Raw genomic sequence first — 17,397 nt, 5'->3', positions numbered from 1 at the left:
GACGTACGGTCATGTGCACCCTTCCCGACTGTGCTTTCCGAACTGTGAGAACATATCTTCTCATATTTCGGTAACACCATTACCGTACTGCAGAACCTGGAGGAGCCCCGTGAGCGACTACAAATTCCTGAAGTGGGAGACCTTCGACGACGGCATGATCGTGCGCATCTCGTTGAACCGGCCCGAACAGCGGAACGCCCAGAACCGCGGCATGCTCGTCGAGCTCGACGAGGCGTTCGGACGCGCCGAGGCCGACGACACTGTGCGGGTGGTGATCCTCGCCGGCGAGGGAAAGATGTTCTCGTCCGGCCACGACATCGGCTCGAAGCAGGCCAGCGCAGAGTTTCGCCCGGGCCCCGATCAGCATCCGACCGCGGCGATCAACGGCGGCACCCGGGAGGGCTCCGAGAAGATCATGCTGCAGGAGTGGCACTACTTCTTCCAGAACACACTGCGGTGGCGCAACCTGCGCAAGATCACCATCGCGCAGGTGCACGGCGACGTGTTCTCGGCGGGCCTGATGCTGATGTGGGCGTGCGACCTCATCGTCGGCAGCGAAGAGGTGCGTTTCGCCGATGTCGTCGGCACCCGGCTTGGCATGTGCGGCATGGAGTACTTCGGCCACCCGTGGGAGTTCGGTCCACGAAAGGCCAAGGAGCTCATGCTCACCGGTGATGCCATCGACATCCACGAGGCACATCGGCTCGGCATGGTGAGCAAGGTGTTCAGGCGTGACGAATTGGCCGACCGCACGCTGGATATGGCCCGTCGCATCGGTGAAGTGCCAACCATGGCCGCGCTCTTGATCAAGGAATCGGTCAACCAGACCGTCGACAACATGGGCTTCTACAACTCGCTGCAATCGTGCTTCACGCTGCACCAGCTCAACCACTCGCATTGGGTCGGCGTCCGCGATGACAGGCGTGCCGTAGCTGGACCGGAGAACGGTGTACCCGACTGGCGAACCGCGCCCCCGATCGTCCTGTCGGTCAAGGACCAAGTCAGAGTGGAGTCATGACACCACGCCCGATGCAGGTGACCATCCCCGACCACCTGTTCGCACAGCTGCCGTTCTTCGACGTCGTCGATTCCGATGACACCGTGGTCGTCGACCTGGAGAACCGGGCGGATCTGGTGAACATTCGCGGTGCGCTCCAGGGCGGATTGGTCGCCACACTCATCGACGTGGCCGGGGGCAGGCTCGCGATCAAGTACACGGGCGAGGGAGCGGGCGCGAGCACCGCGGACATGACCATCCACTTCCTGGCTCCGATCGTCGAAGGGCCTGCGCGCGCCACCGCCACCTTGGTACGGGCGGGTCGACGCACGATCGTTGTCGCGGTCGATGTGACAGACGTCGGCGAAGACCGGTTGGCCGCACGGGCGACGTTGAGCTTCGCTGTCCTGACTCCCAGATAGCGAGTCAGCCCGCGACGGCTCCGTAGCGCGCGTCCGCAACGCGGTCCAGCGCGACCGACGGCTCGCCGTACACCATCGCCCACCCCCGTGTTCTCCGGTAGTACAGCTGGATGTCGCCTTCCATACCAAATCCGTATCCGCCGTGAATGTGCAGACTGCGATTCGTTGCGTCGCGGGCGGTCTCATACGCGAAAGCGAATGCCATCGCGGCCAGCTCACTGACACGGTCGGGCTCGTCGGCGAACGCGCACGCCGCCTTGAGCGCCAGCAGCCGCGCGCCGTCGGCCGCCGTGGCGCTGTCGGCCAGCGGATGGGAGACGGCTTGGAATGATCCGATCGCGCTGCCGAATGCGTGGCGCTGCTTGGCGTACTCGACACCCATTTCGACGGCCTTCTTGGCCGCACCGGCGAGCGCGGCAGCGGTCAACGTAAGCCACAGGTCCACCGCAGCCGTGAACAACCGTCCCGCGTCTGGTCCCTCGGCGAGAATCTTCACGTCATCAAAGGTGATATCCGCAAGGGGTAGCGAGCCGAGATTTTGAACGGGTTGGCAGTTGCCGGAGACCGCAACAACGCGCTCGTCGACGAACGCTAGGACTGCATCCGCGACGGCTCCGGCGGGCACCAGCCTCAGCGAATCGCCTGCACCCGCGCGCGGCGCAAAGGTGACGAGCTTGTCACCTCGCATTGCCTGTCCGAGGAGTTCGGAACCCACGTCTCCGCATGCCGCGAGCAGTCGGGCGGCCACCTGACTCTCGATGACGGGGGCCGATGCGACGGCCCGCCCGAACGGTTCGGCGATCAGCGCCAGGTCGATCTCTGCTGCGCCCCAACCTCCTGCGGCTTCAGCGACAGCCATCTCCACCACACCGGTCTCCAGCAGTGCCCTCCACAACTTCGGATCGAAACCCGAGGGCTCCGCGGCGCGCACGCGCTCGGATGTCGACTCGCGCGCGTATATGGCGGCGAACGAATCGACAAGCTGTCGTTGTTCGTCCGCGAGGTTCAGGTCCAACCTACTCAGTTCCCTCACATGCGGATACGGTTACTCTCACAATTGAGAGTAGCATTACCGCCGGCATCGTTTTCGGCATGTGCGACGACAGATTGGTTCATACGATGGACTTTCGACTGGCCCCCGATGCCGAGGCGTTTCGTGACGCCCTCCGCGCCCACCTGCAGGACGTGTTGACCCCGGAGGTCGAGGAGCGCATCTACCGCAGCGGGGTCGCACACGATGACGACTTCGCCAAAGGGCTTGTCGAAAAAGGGCTTTTCGCACCGGGCTGGCCTTCTGAGTACGGCGGCCGCAGCAGCGGCGCCTGGGAGGACCAAGTCCTCAAAGAGGAACTCATGCGCGCCGATGCGCCGGTGTACTTATCGGAGACCACCCGTATGGTGGCGTCGATAATCCGTGAGGTCGGCACACCCGTGATGCGCGACCGCATCCTCGCCGGCGCGATGAACGGCGACATCACGATCGCCCTCGGGTTCACCGAACCGGAGTGCGGCTCCGACGTCGCCGCAGCGACCACCAAAGCCGTGCGCGACGGTGACGATTGGGTCATCAACGGCTCGAAGATGTTCACCACCAACGGGCACATTGCCGACTACGTGTTCTTGTTAGCGCGCACCAGCCCCGAAAAGCCGAAGCACCAAGGGCTCACCATGTTTCTCGTGCCCCTCGATGTCGATGGGTTCGAGGCCCAGGCGGTCTGGACGCTTTCTGGTGAGCGCACCAACATCACCTTTTACAGCGATGTTCGCATCAGCGACGAGTGGCGTATCGGTGACGTCGACGCTGGCTGGCAGGTCTTGGGATTGTCACTGCAGGACGAGCACGCTTCCGGATGGGGCCCGCATATCGCACGATTGCTCCACCATGCCGAGCAGTGGGCCCAGACCACCCGTGCACCAGACGGTTCGCCTCCCATCAATAAGGACGACGTGCGGAGGCGTCTCGCGCGTGTCGCGATGGAGAACGAGGTTTCGATGCTGCTGCAGCATCGCTGTGTCTGGATGACGGAGGAAGGACAGATCCCGGTGGCGGAAGGACCGATGTCCAAAGTCTTCAGCACAGAGTCACTGGCCCGCGCCGCCCAGGACATCGTCGAGATGGTCGGCCCCGACGCGGTGCGTAGCTACTTCGAGCCAACCGCACCAGAGCAGGGTCGCTTCGAGCACCTCATGCGGTTCTCGTTGGGGACCACCATCTACGCCGGCACGAGCGAGGTGCAACGGACGATCATCGCCCAGCGCGGGCTCGGCCTACCCCGTTAGTTTGCGCGGCTTCCGTGCGGCGGCCTTCTTGGGCGCCGCCTTCGTGCTCGCAGACCTCGGCTTCGCGCCCGCCGGCGGCGTGAGCGCCTGTAGGCACCACGCCCACAACTGATCCTCGGTGAGCTCGGCCCCCTTGACGCCGAGGTGGAATACACCGATCTGAGCGAGTGCGATCAACGTCGAATTGAGTAGCGTCGTCAACTGCGCTGGCGTCAGGTCCTTGCGAACCAACCCGGCACGCGAACAGGAGGTGAGAATCTTGGTCAGCAGCTTCTGGTGCGGCTCCCAGATCTTCGCAAAGTCCGCCGGCCGTTCGATTTCCAGACTCAGGTTGTAGATCGTCATGACCCGACCACCGATGGCCTCGGACGACTCGGCGCGGGACAGGAAGCCACGGCAGAACGCCTCGAGCTGCTCCATCGGACCGTTCGCGGCGGCGACCTCATGCCGTATCGCTTCGATGAACTGGCTCGTGGCGTTCTCGTACAGCGCCAACAACAATTCTTCCTTGCCCGCGAAGTGCTGATAGAACGCGCGCAGGCTCAGGTTTGACCGGTCGATCAGCGTCTGGATCGTGAAGTCGGCTTTCCCCGACTCCTCGACCAACTCCAGGGCCGCGGCCAGAAAGCGTGAGCTCCGCGCCAACGCGCGGGCCCGCGCCTGGCTGAGCCGGCGCTCGATCGTCCGCTCCTGCCAGCTGCCCGACAGCTCGATGTCATTGTCTACGAGTTCCAGTCCGGCGTCTGGGTCCCGGCCGGCACGCTTCTTAGCAGTCATGATGCACACGAGAATACTCGTTCCCCGCTCAGGGTGTGGGATCTACCTACACGTGTAGGTAGACCAGGCGCATGGCGGCGGTCCCATGCGCTACTCTGGAAATGACCATTCTCGCTAGCGGGAATCAAAGTTCTGCAAGCTGAAGCCGCAGTTCATCCTCGAAGGAGTGCAGCCTTGACCGCAGATATCCTCATCGTCTCTCCCGACGACCACCTCGTGGAGCCGGCCGATCTGTGGACCAGCCGACTGCCGGAACGCTATCGGGAGGTCGGGCCGAGGATCGTTCGGCACCGCGGGCGCATGGATCCCAGTGTCACGTCGGATGTTGCGTTCGTCGACGACGAGAATGGTCGGGACGCCGACATCTGGCACTACGAGGATGCGATCATCCCGATCCCGCTCATCAGTGCGGCGGCCGGCTACGAAATCGACGAACTCACCACCGACCCGATCACCTACGACGAGATGCGTCCCGGTTGCTATCGGCCCGCGGACCGGCTCGCCGACATGGACATCGCCGGCATCGAAGCCTCGGCGTGTTTCCCCAACACCCTGGTTCGCTTCTGCGGCCAACGATTTCTGTACGGCAAGGACAAAGAGCTCGCATTGCTCTGCGTCCAGGCCTACAACGATTTTCAGATAGACGAGTGGGGCGCCGGGTCCGACGGTCGGCTGATTCCGCTTGGCATCATTCCGCTGTGGGATGTCGACCTGGCCGCAAAAGAAGTTGAACGAGTCGCCGCCAAGGGAATGCGCGCCGTGTGCTTCTCGGAGTTACCCGCACGCCTCGACCTGCCGTCCATCCACAGCGGCTACTGGGACCCGTTCTTCGCGGCGTGCGAACGCAACCAGGTCGGCATAATGCTGCACATCGGGTCGAGCTCCTCGCTGACGAAGTCGTCCCCGGACGCTCCGCATGTCGTGACAAGCGCGCTGATGGCGGTGAACTGCACCATCGCCCTGGTCGATTGGCTGTTCTCTGCCAAACTCAAGCAGTTCCCCAAACTCAAGATTGCGTTCGCCGAGGCCCAGGCCGGCTGGATTCCCTATTACCTGCAACGCGTCGACGAGGTCTGGGAAGACCGGCGGGCCTGGGGTGGCGTCCATCCGCTGCTGACTGAGCCGCCGAGCAGCCAGGTGCCCGGACGCGTGTGGTTCTCCACATTCGGCGACCCCGTGGCGTTCCGCATCCTCGACCTAGTCGGCGAGGATCAGCTCATGTTCGAGACCGACTATCCGCACAACGACACCAACTGGCCGAACAGCACGGACGTCGCCAACAAGGCGACGGAGGGTCTGGACGAGGAGACCAAGCGGAAAGTGCTGTCCACCAACGCAAAGAACTTCTTCGGGATGACCTAGCCTTCGCGATTGTGCGGATTCATCCGCGACACGCTGCGTGAGCGTCGCAAACTGCGCACTCGCCGCGGACTACAGCGCTTTCCAGTCTGGCTTGCGCTTCTCGAGGAAGGCTCGCGGTCCCTCGACGGCGTCCTTCGTCAGCGCCACCTTCATGCGATAGTTCTCGGCGAGTAGTTCGGCCTCGTAAATCGGCAGGTTCATTCCCTTTCGGACCGCCATGCGCGAACCACGCACCGCGAGAGGTGCATTCGAATTCACCACTTCCGCGATCTCCCACGCTCGATCCATCAGCGATTCGTGGGAGACCACCTCGGTGAAGACGCCGAGATCGTAGGCGCGCTGAGCGTCGAGCCGCTCGTGCTTACCCATGAGAATCAAACGCATGGCAACCGGCAGCGGCAGAATGCGCGCCAACCGTACCCCCTCGCGTCCCGAGGTGACGCCGATACTCACATGCGGGTCCATCAGCATCGCGTGCTCCGACGCGATCGTGATGTCTGCTGTCGTGACGAGATCCATTCCCGCACCACACGCAATGCCGTTGACCGCGCAGATGATCGGCTTGGTCATCTGCATCCACGGGGGTGTCGCCTCCTGCGGCGCGTCCCACTGCCGCATCGAGCTCAGTATCGGCTCGCCCTGATTGTCGATTCCCGCCGCGTTCTCCATGTCGTGGTCGGCGGCCTTGTTCACGTCGGCGCCGACACAGAGCGCACGGCCGGCACCGGTGATGATCATCGTCCAGATGTCCTGCGACTTTTCAATCTCCGCGTACGCCACCGCGAGTTCGGCGATCATCTCGTCGTTGATCGCGTTGAGCACTTCAGGCCGGTTCAGCGTCACGCACGCGGTGTGACCCCGTACCTCCACCTCGATCGTGTCGTAGTTGCTCACCGGATCAGCCTCTTCTCTCCAAAACTGCTGTCGCGCTGGGTCGCAAACCGAGAATCTCGTGGAACCGCTCGCAGTACCGCGGCCACACATCGGGATTCAGGAGCCGGGGCGGCATGCCACCGGTAAAGATCGTCTGCCACTGCGTAGCGGTGGCGACCGCGATATCGCGCGCAGCTTCAACGGTGATCCCGGCGGTGTGCGGGGTGGCGATGACGTTGTCGAGTTGCAGCAGCGGGTTGTCCCGCCGCGGCGGCTCCTCGTGGAACACGTCCAGGCCGGCCCCGGCGATGCCTCCGCCCACAAGCGCGTCGTACAGCGCCGTCTCGTCGTGGACGGGTCCACGCGCCGTTGTGATGAAGAATGCGGTCGGCTTCATCGCCGAGAACTGCGCCTTGCCGATCAAACCCTGCGTTTCCGTCGTCAGTGGACACGTCACCTGAACGAAGTCCGACCGCTCGACCAACTCGGCGAGTCGCACCAACTGCACTCCACGCTCAGACGCCGTCGTCTCGTCGACATACGGGTCGAAAACGATGACTTCCATTCCAAACGGAGCGCACAACTCCACCAGCCGACTCCCGATAGCGCCCAGCCCGACGACACCGAGCGTCTTGCCGAGCAGCTGACTTCCTATCAGGGCCAGTCGGTCTCCGAGCGCCCCGCTGCGCAGTGCGCGGTCGGCGACGGTGATCTTCTTGGCGAGGTCGAGCATGAAGCCGAGCGCGTGTTCGGCGACTGCCTCCGCGCCGGGGCCCGAGTTGTTGCACACCGCGATTCCCGCCCGCGTGCACGCCTCGACGTCGATGACGTCATACCCCGCCCCTGCCGAGCACACCGCCAGCAGCTGCGGACAGCGTCGTACCAGTGCCGGCCCGGCCAGCCACTGCGCGCCGTCGTTCACCGATGCGACATCGGTGCGGGTGGCGACCTGGTAGCCGTGCGCTGTTTCCAATGCGGCCCAACCCTGTTCAGGAGGCGCGGTCAGATCCAGATTGACCAGTTCGATGTCGGCGACCTCGAGGATGTCCCCGGCGGCGGGATCGGTCCATCGTTCGTAGACCAGTCGCGGCCGTACGCTCATTGCCGTCTGTTCTTCGCGCAAGCGCTCATCACTGTTTGGCTTTGGGCTTCGCCTGAGCAGCCTTGAACATGTCCGCCAGAGCGGGATCGACGTTCTTGTAGTCGTTGCGCGCGATCGTGCCGTCGCGGCCCTCGACAATGTCGTAGCCCAACCGGAGGTCCTTATTCTCCATGTGGAAGTACTCCCGGCCGATCGGCAGTCGTCGATCCTCTCGCGGCACCTCCATCCACGCGCGCAGGAAGCATCGGGCCTTCTTCGGATCATTGCTGCTGACGAAGTCCGACCGCGAGTGGCACATCGCGAAATTGTTGGCCACCGCCGCTTCACCGGATTCGAGCCGGAACTCGACCTGCTGCTCGACCAGTATGGTGCGGAGCAACTCGATGGCTTCCTCCTGCTCCGGCGTGAACTCGCGGCCGAGGGTCTTCATCGCGGGCAGGATGCTGCTGTACGTGAAGTTGATACAGATGCGGCCGTCGATCTGCGAGAACACCGGTACGTCATACGGTGTGACGTCGGGCTGGTCGTCGGGTTGTTCGCTGCGGCGATGGTGCGGAAACCCCTGGTACAGCACGTCGAGCAGATCCGGCCGTTCGGCGAGGATCCGGTTGTGCGCGGCTGGGCCACTTGCGAACTGGCTTTCACCACCCTCGGCCGCCGGATAGACGCACAGCAGGGCGAGTATGTCGGCGGCATCGTTGTGCATCGCCAACTCCGCTCGTGACTTGGTACCGCGGGCGGGTTGAACGCCGTTGGGCAGGATCTCCTCCTGCACCCGCACCATGCGGTGGCCGAACGAATTGTTGGATACCAGATAGCCCAGATGCGTGCAGAAAGCCCAGTAGATGCGTTCGAGGTCCTCGATCGAGTGCTGCTCCACGGGAAAGCCGCGGACACATGCAAGTCCCTTGCCGAACATCAGATCCCGATACAGTCGCGCAAGGTCATCGTCGAGGTCGGGGTGCCGCGCGTCATCGGGGGTGATGTCGTCTCGATCCTTGTGAGAGGTCTTGACCAGAATCGATTCCAGCGCAGCGATATTGCGTGCCGACAGGTCGAAAGCGAAGTCTTCCTTACTGGTGAAATCGGCCCCGGTCCATGCCATCGAGTCGGTCACCTGGTCGGTGTAGATCGCGGTGGGCATCCGTCCTCCTATTCGGGTTCGAGCTCCCGCAAGACTTGTGCGCGGGCCGTAGCAGCCTCGGTCATCATTCCGACGTCCGTACCCGCCGAGATGAATCGCAATCCCAGTCCGATAAACTGTTTCAGCAGGTCAACGGACTTGATTCCGGCAACTCCGAGCGCCACGCCGTGCTTACGGCAAGCCGCTGCGACAGAGTCTACTGCATCGCGGAAATGCTCATTCTCATAGTCGCCGTGGATGCCCATCTCCGCGGTCAGATCGCTAGGTCCGAGCAGGATCATGTCAACACCGTTTACCGCCGCGATGGCACCGCTCGCCTCGACCGCGGCGGGAGATTCGATCATCACCGCGACCACTGTGCGGTGTTCCAGCACAGCGGTCAGCTCCGGTGCCGGCAGCGCGCCGTATCCGCTCACGGGATTGGGTCCCGATATCGATCGATGACCGTTCGGCGGGAAGCGGGCGGCATCGACGATCGTCTCGGCTTCCTCCCTTGAATCGACATGCGGGACAATGACTCCCACGGCACCGTTGTCGAGTACCCGAGCGATCACACTTGGGTCGTGCGACGGTACCCGCACCAACCCCGATATACCCGCCCCTAGCGCGCTCGCGCAGAGCATGGCAGCGGTCTCGAGGGACGTGGAGGTGTGCTCGAGATCGACATAGACCGCGTCGTATCCGCATGCCGCGGCGATGGCAGGAACATCGGGCGTACGTGCATTCATCAGGGCAAGGCACAACACCAGGTCGTCGCCGCGCAGTGCGTCGCGTAATGATCTCGGCACCAACTCACGGTAGCCGACTGAGAACGAGGATTCCATCAAGTCGTTAACGCCATTATCGATGTGGTAACCATTAGATATGCCAGCGAACCAGGTCGCGATCGTTGGCGCCGCGCTGTCTGATTGCGGACGAGTGCCCGACAAGACCGCCATGGCACTGATGGCCCAGTCCTCCATGCGCGCGATCGCCGACGCGGGTCTGACGAAGGACGATATCGACGGATTCGGCGCGCACGGGACGCTCCTTCCGCCAGTCGAAGTCAGCGAGTATCTGGGATTGCGACCCGCATGGGTCGATGCCACCAACGTCGGCGGATCTTCGTGGGAAGTCATGGCCCGCCACGCCGCCGCTGCCATCGCGGCCGGCGAGATCGACGTCGCACTCTTGACGTATGGCTCCACCGCCCGATCGGACGTCAAACGCCGCCTCCGCACCTCGGCGGCCGCTATGGGCACCGGCGGCGCCATGCAGTACGAGGCACCGTACGGCGCCACACTGATCGCCAAGTATGCGATGGCCGCCAGACGCCACATGATCGAGTACGGCACGACGGTGGAGCAGTTGGCCGAGGTCGCTGTCGCCGCCCACGAGTGGGCGGCCATGAACGACAACGCATTCGAGCGTGATCGCATCACGGTAGCCGATGTCGCCGCTGCGCCGATGCTGGCCGATCCGTTCACGTCCAAGCATGTGTGCCTTCGCACCGACGGCGGCGGTGCCATAGTGCTGGCCAGCGAACACATCGCGAAGGACTGCGCCAAGGAACCGGTGTGGATCCTCGGTGCCGCCGACGCGACGTCGCATGTGAGCATGAGTGAGTGGCGCGACTTCACCACCTCCGCGGCAGCAGTGTCAGGCCCGCAAGCGTTCGCGCGGGCCGGCGTCTCGCCCGCGGACATCGACGTCTGCCAGCTCTACGACTCGTTTACTTCCACCGTGCTGTTGACGGTCGAAGATCTCGGTTTCTGTCCAAAAGGTGAGGGCGGCCCGTTCATAGCCTCGGGTGCGCTGCGTCCGGGCGGCGCGTTGCCGACAAACACCGACGGTGGCGGGCTGGCGTCGTGCCACCCGGGCATGCGAGGGATGTTCTTGCTGGTAGAGGCGGTGCGACAGCTCCGCGGTGGGTGTGGCGCCAGCCAGGTCGGCAATGCACGCCTGGCGTGCGTGCATGCCATGGGGGGCTTCTTCTCCCACAGCGCCACGATGATTCTGGGGACGCGCTGATGGACATTCCCGTTGGGCCGAACCGCCCGACCGTCGACTCCGACAGCGAAAAGTGGTGGCAGGCGATTCAGGACCGACGGGTGCTGATCAACGCCTGCGCCGCATGCGGACGGAACTCGTTGTACATGCGCTCCTTCTGTCCACACTGCTGGAGTACCGATGTCCGGCCCACACAGGCGTCGGGCCGCGCCACGCTGTACACGTGGAGCGTCGTCCACCAGAACGCAGCTCCATTCGACGCCCGCACCCCGTACGTGGTGGCAATGGTCGACCTTGCCGAGGGTCCGCGGTTGATGACGATCATCGAAGACTGCCCGGTCGAAAGCCTAACTAGGGAAATGGAACTCGTGATCGCTTTCCGCGATGACGACGGCTTCATAGTGCCGGTCTTCCGACCGGCCACGGATATGGGAAAGGAATAGACAATGAACAAAGAAGACATGATTCTGATCAGCGTTGATGATCACATCGTCGAGCCGCCGGATATGTTCAGGAATCATCTGCAGAAGAAGTATCTGGATGAGGCGCCGCGGTTGGTGCATAACCCCGATGGTTCTGATACCTGGCAGTTCCGCGACATCGTGATCCCCAACGTGGCGCTCAACGCGGTCGCGGGCCGCCCGAAGGAGGAGTACGGCCTCGAACCCCAAGGACTGGATGAGATCCGGCCGGGCTGTTACAAGGTCGACGAGCGGGTCAAGGACATGAACGCCGGGGGCATCCTGGGCTCGATGTGTTTCCCGTCGTTTCCCGGGTTCGCCGGCCGGTTGTTCGCCACCGAGGATCACGAGTTCTCCCTGGCGCTGGTGCAGGCCTACAACGACTGGCATGTCGAGGAGTGGTGCGGGGCCTACCCGGCCCGGTTCATCCCGATGACGCTGCCGGTGATCTGGGACGCCGAAGCGTGCGCCGCCGAGATTCGGCGCAACGCCAAGCGTGGGGTGCACTCGTTGACGTTCACCGAGAACCCCTCGGCGATGGGATACCCCAGCTTTCATGACTTCGATTACTGGAAGCCGATGTGGGATGCACTCGTCGACACCGACACCGTGCTCAACGTGCACATCGGATCCTCGGGGCGGCTGGCCATCACCGCCCCCGACGCCCCGATGGATGTGATGATCACCCTGCAGCCGATGAACATCGTGCAGGCCGCCGCGGATCTGTTGTGGAGCCGCCCGATCAAGGAATACCCCGACCTCAAGATCGCCTTGAGTGAGGGCGGCACCGGCTGGATTCCGTACTTCCTGGAGCGTGCCGATCGCACCTATGAGATGCATTCGACGTGGACCGGTCAGGACTTCGGCACCCAGAAACCCTCGGAGGTGTTCCGCGATCACTTCCTGACCTGTTTCATCTCCGATCACGTCGGGGTGCAGCTACGCAACGACGTCGGCATCGACAACATCTGCTGGGAAGCCGACTACCCACACAGCGATTCGATGTGGCCCGGGGCCCCCGAGCAACTCGACGAGGTCCTCAAAGAGCACCACGTGCCCGATGTCGAGATCAACAAGATGACCTACGAGAACGCCATGCGCTGGTATCACTGGGACCCGTTCACCCACATCACCAAGGAACAAGCCACCGTCGGCGCACTACGCAAAGCCGCCGAAGGCCACGACGTCACCATCCAAGCGCTCTCGAAGCATGATCACGGCGGCGGCGGTGCATCGGACTGGCAGTCCCAGATGAGCAAGGTCGCCCAAAACAGCGCAGACAAGGACTGATCAAGACTGGGCGGCGAGGCGGTCGGCAAGCACCCGCGGCCGCCCCGCCGAACGCGCGTCGAGCTTGTTGCGCTCGACTTTGCCGTTGGCGTTGAGAGGCAGCGGTTCGTCCCAGAAGACGAGCTCCTCGGGCAGTTTGTATTTGGGCAGACCTGCCGCTACGAGCGCCTCGGCGACCGCCCCAAGTGACATCTCGACCGAATGGTCCAGGACGACTGCCAGAGCGAGCCTTTCACCGGTGGTGCTGTCTGCGACGGAATAGGCCGCGCATTCACGGACTCCCGCGATCTTCGCGACCGCTTCCTCGACTTCGGCTGCGGGGATTTTGAGGCCGTTTCGGATGATGATGTCTTTCAACCGGCCGACGATGCGAATCCGCCCGTTGTCGAGTTCCGCGACATCACCGGTGCGAAACCAATCGCCGTCGAATGCGTCCCCATCGTCGTCCGCATCGGTGTATCCGAGAAAGGTATGCGGTCCGCAGATGCAGCACTCCGTGGGATCGCCGCTGGAGCCGATCCGTACCTGCACATGGGCCAGTGCGGTCCCGTCGTCGGCATGGCGCACGTCCCGAGGTTCCCTACGCAGGCCTGATGTGCTCACCGGCACCTCAGACGATCCGTACGCGCGCATGACGATGATGCCGAATTCGTCCTCGACGCGTTCCACGATGCGTCGGTCCAGCATCGTCCCACCGAGGTACACCGCTCGCAGCGGAATGCTCGCGTTCCGTGCCACCGCCTCGTCGAGTACCCGGTCCAGTAGCCGATCGGGACCGCCGTACCAGGTCGCTCCCGACGAGACGAGCAGCTCGCATGTCGCCGATGGATCCCAGCGATCCTCCAGTATCACCGGGGCGGCGAGCATCGGCCCGATGAACAGGCCCTGCAGCACGCCGGTGACAGACGCCAGAGGACTGATGAGGAAGATCCGATCGTCGTCGGTAAGTCCGGCCGCCGCAATGTAGTTGGCCGAGGCCTTGAGCAGCGTGCTCAGCGAATGAATTACGCCCTTCGGCTTCGACGTGGTCCCCGAGGTGTAGAGCACGAGGCACGGCTCGTCGGCCGCGCGCTCGGATCGGTATTCCGCGTCCGGTGTGCCGTCGACGTCAGAGGCGATCCACGTCACCCTGCCCGACAGCTCCGGTCCCTCGGCCGCAGGCCAATTCGGCGCGACGCCGAACTCGGCACCGGTGCGCGCGATGATGTCCGCGACCTGCGTCGCGCCTGCGCTGCGGGGCACCAACAGGATCACGGCATCGAGGCGCAGCGCCGCGTGGACGGCGACGACCGAATCCACGTCATTGCCGACAACGACGAGGACCGGCGTCGATGCCTTGACACCGATCGCAGCCAAACTGCTGCACGCCCCATCGATGCGCGCGTCGAGTTCGGCATAAGTGAGCCCTAGTCCCCTAGCTATCAGCGCGACCCGCTCGGGATGTCGTTCTGCGGCGGCGCGGACGACGTCGACAGGCTGAGCCGACCAGTGGCCTTCCTGACGGTATTTGTCCCGCAGTGCCGTGGCGCGCCGCTGCGCGTAGGCCAGCAGCGCAGTCGGGCGGCTCATGTCGTCCTCCTATGCAAATGGTGGTTCTCACTAAAGGTAAATGTAACCTCTCATCATGCCGTCAACCGAACGCTCTTCGCGCAAGCGCTCATCGATCACATTCGACAACCAGGTAGCCATCGTCACCGGTGCGGGAGGTGGTCTCGGACGCTGCCACGCCCTTGAACTCGCCCGCCGCGGCGCCAGGGTCGTGGTAAACGACCTCGGGAGTGCGGTCGACGGCAGCGGCGCGTCCATATCGGCCGCTCAGGCAGTTGTCGACGAGATCACCGCGGCCGGAGGTACGGCGATCGCCAACGGTGACTCGGTCGCGACCGAAGAGGGTGGTGCCGCGATCGTCGCCGCGGCCGTGGATGCCTTCGGCCAGGTCGACATCCTGGTGAACAACGCAGGCATTCTGCGCGATGCTGCATTCAAGAACATGACTGCCGAACAGTTCGACGCCGTCATCGCGGTGCATCTTGCGGGAACATTCAATGTCACCCGCGCCGTCTGGCCCGTCATGCGGGAGCGCAACTACGGCCGGATCGTCCAAACAAGCTCCGGTACCGGTCTTTTCGGAAACTTCGGCCAGGCCAACTATGGCGCGGCGAAGATGGGCCTGGTCGGCATGATGCATGTACTTGCCATCGAGGGAGCTCGCAACGGCATCGCCGTCAACGCGATCGCGCCGATCGCCCGCACCCGGATGACCGAGGACATCATGGGTGAGGCAGGTAAGGCGCTGGACCCTGAGCTCGTCACCCCGGTGGTGGTCTACCTGTCGCATCGCAGCTGTGACCGGACGGCACACATTTATTCGGTGGGTGGCGGCAAGGTATCGCGGGTGTTCATCGGTCAGACCAAAGGCATCGAGGATGCGGGCCTCAGCGCGGAGTCTGTCGCCGAGGCCATCGACCGGATCGATGACAGTTCGTCGTTCACCATTCGCGGCGGGCCTTAGAAGCCCTGGAAGCGGGGCTCGCGACGTTCCGCGAATGACAACAGTCCTTCCTGCAGGTCCGCCGTGTGTGACACGACTTCGGCGGCCCAGGCCTCCTGCTCGAACGCCCGGGCGCGACCGGACTCCGAGGACACCGCCAACAGCCGTTTCGTGAGGCTCAACATCACTGTCGGGCCCGAGGCGAGTCGTCCGACGATGTCCTCTGCGACGGCGTCGGTGTCCTCCGGTTCGGCCACGCGGTTGACCAGTCCCAGCCGCTCACATGTCGCCGCGTCGATGCGTTCGCCGAGCATGAGCAGTTCGGTGGCTTTTCGCAGGCCGACGATTCGCGTCAGCAGGTGGATGGCGCCGGAGTCCGGGAATATCCCGCGATGCACAAACGCCTCGACAAGCGTTGCCTCCGTGGACATGACGACGAGGTCGGAGGCCAGCACGAGACTCGATCCCGCACCCACAGCAGTTCCCTTCACGGCGGTCACGACGGGCTTGTCGCAGTCCATGATCGATGCGACCAACCTCTGCCAGCCCTGCTGAAGCATTCGCGCGATGTCCCCGGGGCGCTTTTCACTGATCTGTTGCGTCTTAGCCCCCTCGCCACGAGGCCCGAGACCGGCACCCGCACAGAAGTGCCGCTGGCCGGCGGCACCCAGTAGCACCGCACGCACACTCGGATCGTCATTGGCCTGTTGGAATGCCTCGGTCAGCGCATCACGAGCCAAGGGAGACAACGAATTTCCGACATCGGTCCGGTTGATGGTGATGCGTTGCACGCCGTCATCACCGACTGCAACATCGATCCCAGAAGCTTGGTCACTCATCGCTGCCATCCCTGCGTTAACGGCGTTTCCGCTTTTCGGGTATCTTAATTTCCACTTCGATCCGACAACAGTGTGGGCCACGAGGAGGAGGTGCCAGATGACTGATCCCTCCCCTGTCTCGTCGCCAACCGGCCGCATCACCGACGAGGGTCTGGCCAGGTTGCGCGCCACCATCGGCATCGCCGTACCGCACACCCAGCCGCCGCACTACTTCCGCCCCAACGAGGACGCCTTTCGGCACATCGCTGAAAGTTACGGCGATGCCAACCCGTTGTGGGCGGATCCCGACTACGCCGCCAAATCGGTGTGGGGTGAGCCGATCGCGCCGCCGGCCCTGGTCGGTGGCGACACACTGATCGGGGAGGACGAGGTGTCGACGCTGTCCGACGAGGATCGCGCACTGACCAAGGGTGATCCCCTGCGCGGGGTGCACGCGTTCTACGCCTCGTCGTCGCGGGAATGGTGGGCGCCGCTTCGTGCGAACCACCGCGTGTTCCGACGCAACGCGTTGGTTGCGGCACTCGACAAAAGCAGTGAATTCGCCGGCCGCGCCGTTCACGAATGGTCCGCCCAGGTGTTCCGCGACGACGAGGGTGTCATCCTCGGCGGCCAATACCGGAACATGATCCGCACCGAACGCACCAAGGCGCGCGACCGCAAGAAGTACGACGCCGTCGAATTGAAGACCTGGACCGCGGACGAGATCGCCGAGATCGACGAAAGGTACGCGCGCGAAGTCGCACGCGGCCCAGAGCCCCGCTGGTGGGAGGACGTCAACGAGGGCGACGATGTCGGCCCGTTGACCAAAGGTCCGCTGACGGTGACGGACATGGTGTGCTGGCACGTCGGCATGGGGACCGGGATGTACGGGGTGCGACCCCTGCGGTTGGCGTGGCGCAACCGGCAGCGCATCCCCCGTTTCTACACGCCCAACGAACACGGCGTGCCCGATGTTCAGCAGCGCGTGCACTGGGAGCCCGACGCCGCCCGCAATGCCGGCAATCCCACCACCTTCGACTACGGCCGCATGCGGGAAACCTGGTTGATCCACCTGTGTACCGACTGGATGGGCGACGACGCCTGGTTGTGGAAGTTGGATTGCGAGTTCCGCCTCTTCAACTATGTGGGCGACCTTCATACGATGACGGGCAAGGTGGTGCGCAAATATCTCGCCGACGGGGACCGGCCGACGGTCGATCTCGAGCTGACGGCGGTCAACCACCGCGGGGAGGTCACCGCCCCGGGACACGCCACCATCCTGCTGCCCAGTCGCGAACGGGGACCCGTCCGCCTGCCGGACCCGCCGGGCGGCGCGACAAATCTCGCCGAACTGCTCACGGCGGTCTCGGCGCAGTTCTGCGAGCGGTGAC

17 protein-coding genes are annotated in these 17,397 nt (G+C 63.9%); 9 read left to right on the top strand and 8 right to left on the bottom strand.

Translation table 11 applies throughout. The features are described 5' to 3' along the window. Positions 1 to 109: 109 nt before the first annotated feature. Both G6N42_RS01690 and G6N42_RS01685 read left to right on the top strand, forming a co-directional pair. A complete protein-coding gene (locus G6N42_RS01690) occupies positions 110 to 1,018 on the top strand; it encodes an enoyl-CoA hydratase (RefSeq protein ID WP_163725229.1) in 909 nt (302 codons plus the stop codon). Positions 1,019 to 1,029: 11 nt separating this feature from the next. Next, complete coding sequence (locus G6N42_RS01685) at positions 1,030 to 1,419, top strand: PaaI family thioesterase (RefSeq protein ID WP_163736816.1); 390 nt, start codon at positions 1,030 to 1,032, stop codon at positions 1,417 to 1,419. Between the two features lie 4 nt (positions 1,420 to 1,423). Here the strand turns inward: G6N42_RS01685 and G6N42_RS01680 are convergent, their stop codons facing one another. Next, entirely contained in the window at positions 1,424 to 2,434 is a 1,011-nt protein-coding gene (locus G6N42_RS01680; RefSeq protein WP_163736818.1) for an acyl-CoA dehydrogenase family protein, read from the bottom strand. A gap of 104 nt (positions 2,435 to 2,538) precedes the next feature. On the opposite strand from G6N42_RS01680, the gene G6N42_RS01675 reads away from it, so the two are divergent. Then, on the top strand, positions 2,539 to 3,699 hold the full coding sequence (locus G6N42_RS01675; protein ID WP_163725226.1) for an acyl-CoA dehydrogenase family protein: 1,161 nt from the start codon (positions 2,539 to 2,541) through the stop codon (positions 3,697 to 3,699). Here the strand turns inward: G6N42_RS01675 and G6N42_RS01670 are convergent. Continuing rightward, the gene (locus tag G6N42_RS01670; protein WP_163725223.1) at positions 3,688 to 4,476 is read right to left on the bottom strand and encodes a TetR/AcrR family transcriptional regulator; all 789 of its coding nucleotides are present in this window, start codon (positions 4,474 to 4,476) and stop codon (positions 3,688 to 3,690) included. The two genes, G6N42_RS01675 and G6N42_RS01670, sit on opposite strands and share 12 nt — an antisense overlap. A 174-nt stretch (positions 4,477 to 4,650) precedes the next feature. On the opposite strand from G6N42_RS01670, the gene G6N42_RS01665 reads away from it, so the two are divergent. After that, on the top strand, positions 4,651 to 5,838 hold the full coding sequence (locus G6N42_RS01665; RefSeq protein WP_163725220.1) for an amidohydrolase family protein: 1,188 nt from the start codon (positions 4,651 to 4,653) through the stop codon (positions 5,836 to 5,838). Between the two features lie 69 nt (positions 5,839 to 5,907). On the opposite strand, the gene G6N42_RS01660 is transcribed toward G6N42_RS01665, so the two are convergent. The 4 genes from G6N42_RS01660 to G6N42_RS01645 are packed head-to-tail and all read right to left on the bottom strand — an operon-like array spanning position 5,908 to position 9,781. Further along, a complete protein-coding gene (locus G6N42_RS01660) occupies positions 5,908 to 6,732 on the bottom strand; it encodes an enoyl-CoA hydratase/isomerase family protein (RefSeq protein WP_163725217.1) in 825 nt (274 codons plus the stop codon). A gap of 4 nt (positions 6,733 to 6,736) precedes the next feature. Further along, on the bottom strand, positions 6,737 to 7,813 hold the full coding sequence (locus G6N42_RS01655) for a hydroxyacid dehydrogenase (RefSeq protein WP_163725213.1): 1,077 nt from the start codon (positions 7,811 to 7,813) through the stop codon (positions 6,737 to 6,739). 28 nt (positions 7,814 to 7,841) lie between these two features. Next, on the bottom strand, positions 7,842 to 8,957 hold the full coding sequence (locus G6N42_RS01650; RefSeq protein WP_163725209.1) for a TauD/TfdA family dioxygenase: 1,116 nt from the start codon (positions 8,955 to 8,957) through the stop codon (positions 7,842 to 7,844). An 8-nt stretch (positions 8,958 to 8,965) separates the two neighbouring features. Then, positions 8,966 to 9,781, bottom strand: coding sequence for an HpcH/HpaI aldolase family protein (locus G6N42_RS01645; protein WP_163725205.1), 816 nt, complete (start codon positions 9,779 to 9,781; stop codon positions 8,966 to 8,968). Positions 9,782 to 9,821: 40 nt separating this feature from the next. Here G6N42_RS01645 and G6N42_RS01640 point away from each other — a divergent pair, with 40 nt between their 5' ends. Genes G6N42_RS01640 through G6N42_RS01630 form a run of 3 tightly spaced genes read left to right on the top strand, consistent with a single transcriptional unit; the run spans position 9,822 to position 12,697 of the window. Continuing rightward, entirely contained in the window at positions 9,822 to 10,967 is a 1,146-nt protein-coding gene (locus tag G6N42_RS01640) for an acetyl-CoA acetyltransferase (protein ID WP_163725202.1), read from the top strand. Then, positions 10,967 to 11,389, top strand: a complete 423-nt coding sequence (locus tag G6N42_RS01635; RefSeq protein ID WP_163725199.1) for a Zn-ribbon domain-containing OB-fold protein — start codon at positions 10,967 to 10,969, stop codon at positions 11,387 to 11,389. The genes G6N42_RS01640 and G6N42_RS01635 overlap by 1 nt, the downstream gene beginning before the upstream one ends. Before the next feature lie 3 nt (positions 11,390 to 11,392). Continuing rightward, positions 11,393 to 12,697, top strand: coding sequence for an amidohydrolase family protein (locus G6N42_RS01630; RefSeq protein ID WP_163725196.1), 1,305 nt, complete (start codon positions 11,393 to 11,395; stop codon positions 12,695 to 12,697). On the opposite strand, the gene G6N42_RS01625 is transcribed toward G6N42_RS01630, so the two are convergent. Continuing rightward, positions 12,698 to 14,215, bottom strand: a complete 1,518-nt coding sequence (locus tag G6N42_RS01625) for a class I adenylate-forming enzyme family protein (RefSeq protein WP_174262201.1) — start codon at positions 14,213 to 14,215, stop codon at positions 12,698 to 12,700. A gap of 106 nt (positions 14,216 to 14,321) precedes the next feature. Here G6N42_RS01625 and G6N42_RS01620 point away from each other — a divergent pair, with 106 nt between their 5' ends. Next, the gene (locus tag G6N42_RS01620) at positions 14,322 to 15,209 is read left to right on the top strand and encodes an SDR family NAD(P)-dependent oxidoreductase (RefSeq protein WP_163725189.1); all 888 of its coding nucleotides are present in this window, start codon (positions 14,322 to 14,324) and stop codon (positions 15,207 to 15,209) included. Here the strand turns inward: G6N42_RS01620 and G6N42_RS01615 are convergent. Beyond that, complete coding sequence (locus G6N42_RS01615) at positions 15,206 to 16,036, bottom strand: enoyl-CoA hydratase/isomerase family protein (protein ID WP_163725187.1); 831 nt, start codon at positions 16,034 to 16,036, stop codon at positions 15,206 to 15,208. The two genes, G6N42_RS01620 and G6N42_RS01615, sit on opposite strands and share 4 nt — an antisense overlap. Before the next feature lie 88 nt (positions 16,037 to 16,124). Between G6N42_RS01615 and G6N42_RS01610 the strand changes: the two genes are divergently transcribed. Next, the gene (locus tag G6N42_RS01610) at positions 16,125 to 17,396 is read left to right on the top strand and encodes a hotdog family protein (RefSeq protein ID WP_163725184.1); all 1,272 of its coding nucleotides are present in this window, start codon (positions 16,125 to 16,127) and stop codon (positions 17,394 to 17,396) included. Position 17,397 lies beyond the last annotated feature (1 nt).

Origin of the sequence: Mycobacterium gallinarum (assembly GCF_010726765.1) — a bacterium.
Classification (GTDB): Bacteria; Actinomycetota; Actinomycetes; order Mycobacteriales; family Mycobacteriaceae; genus Mycobacterium; species Mycobacterium gallinarum.
This window is presented reverse-complemented; position numbering and strand designations above follow the sequence as displayed.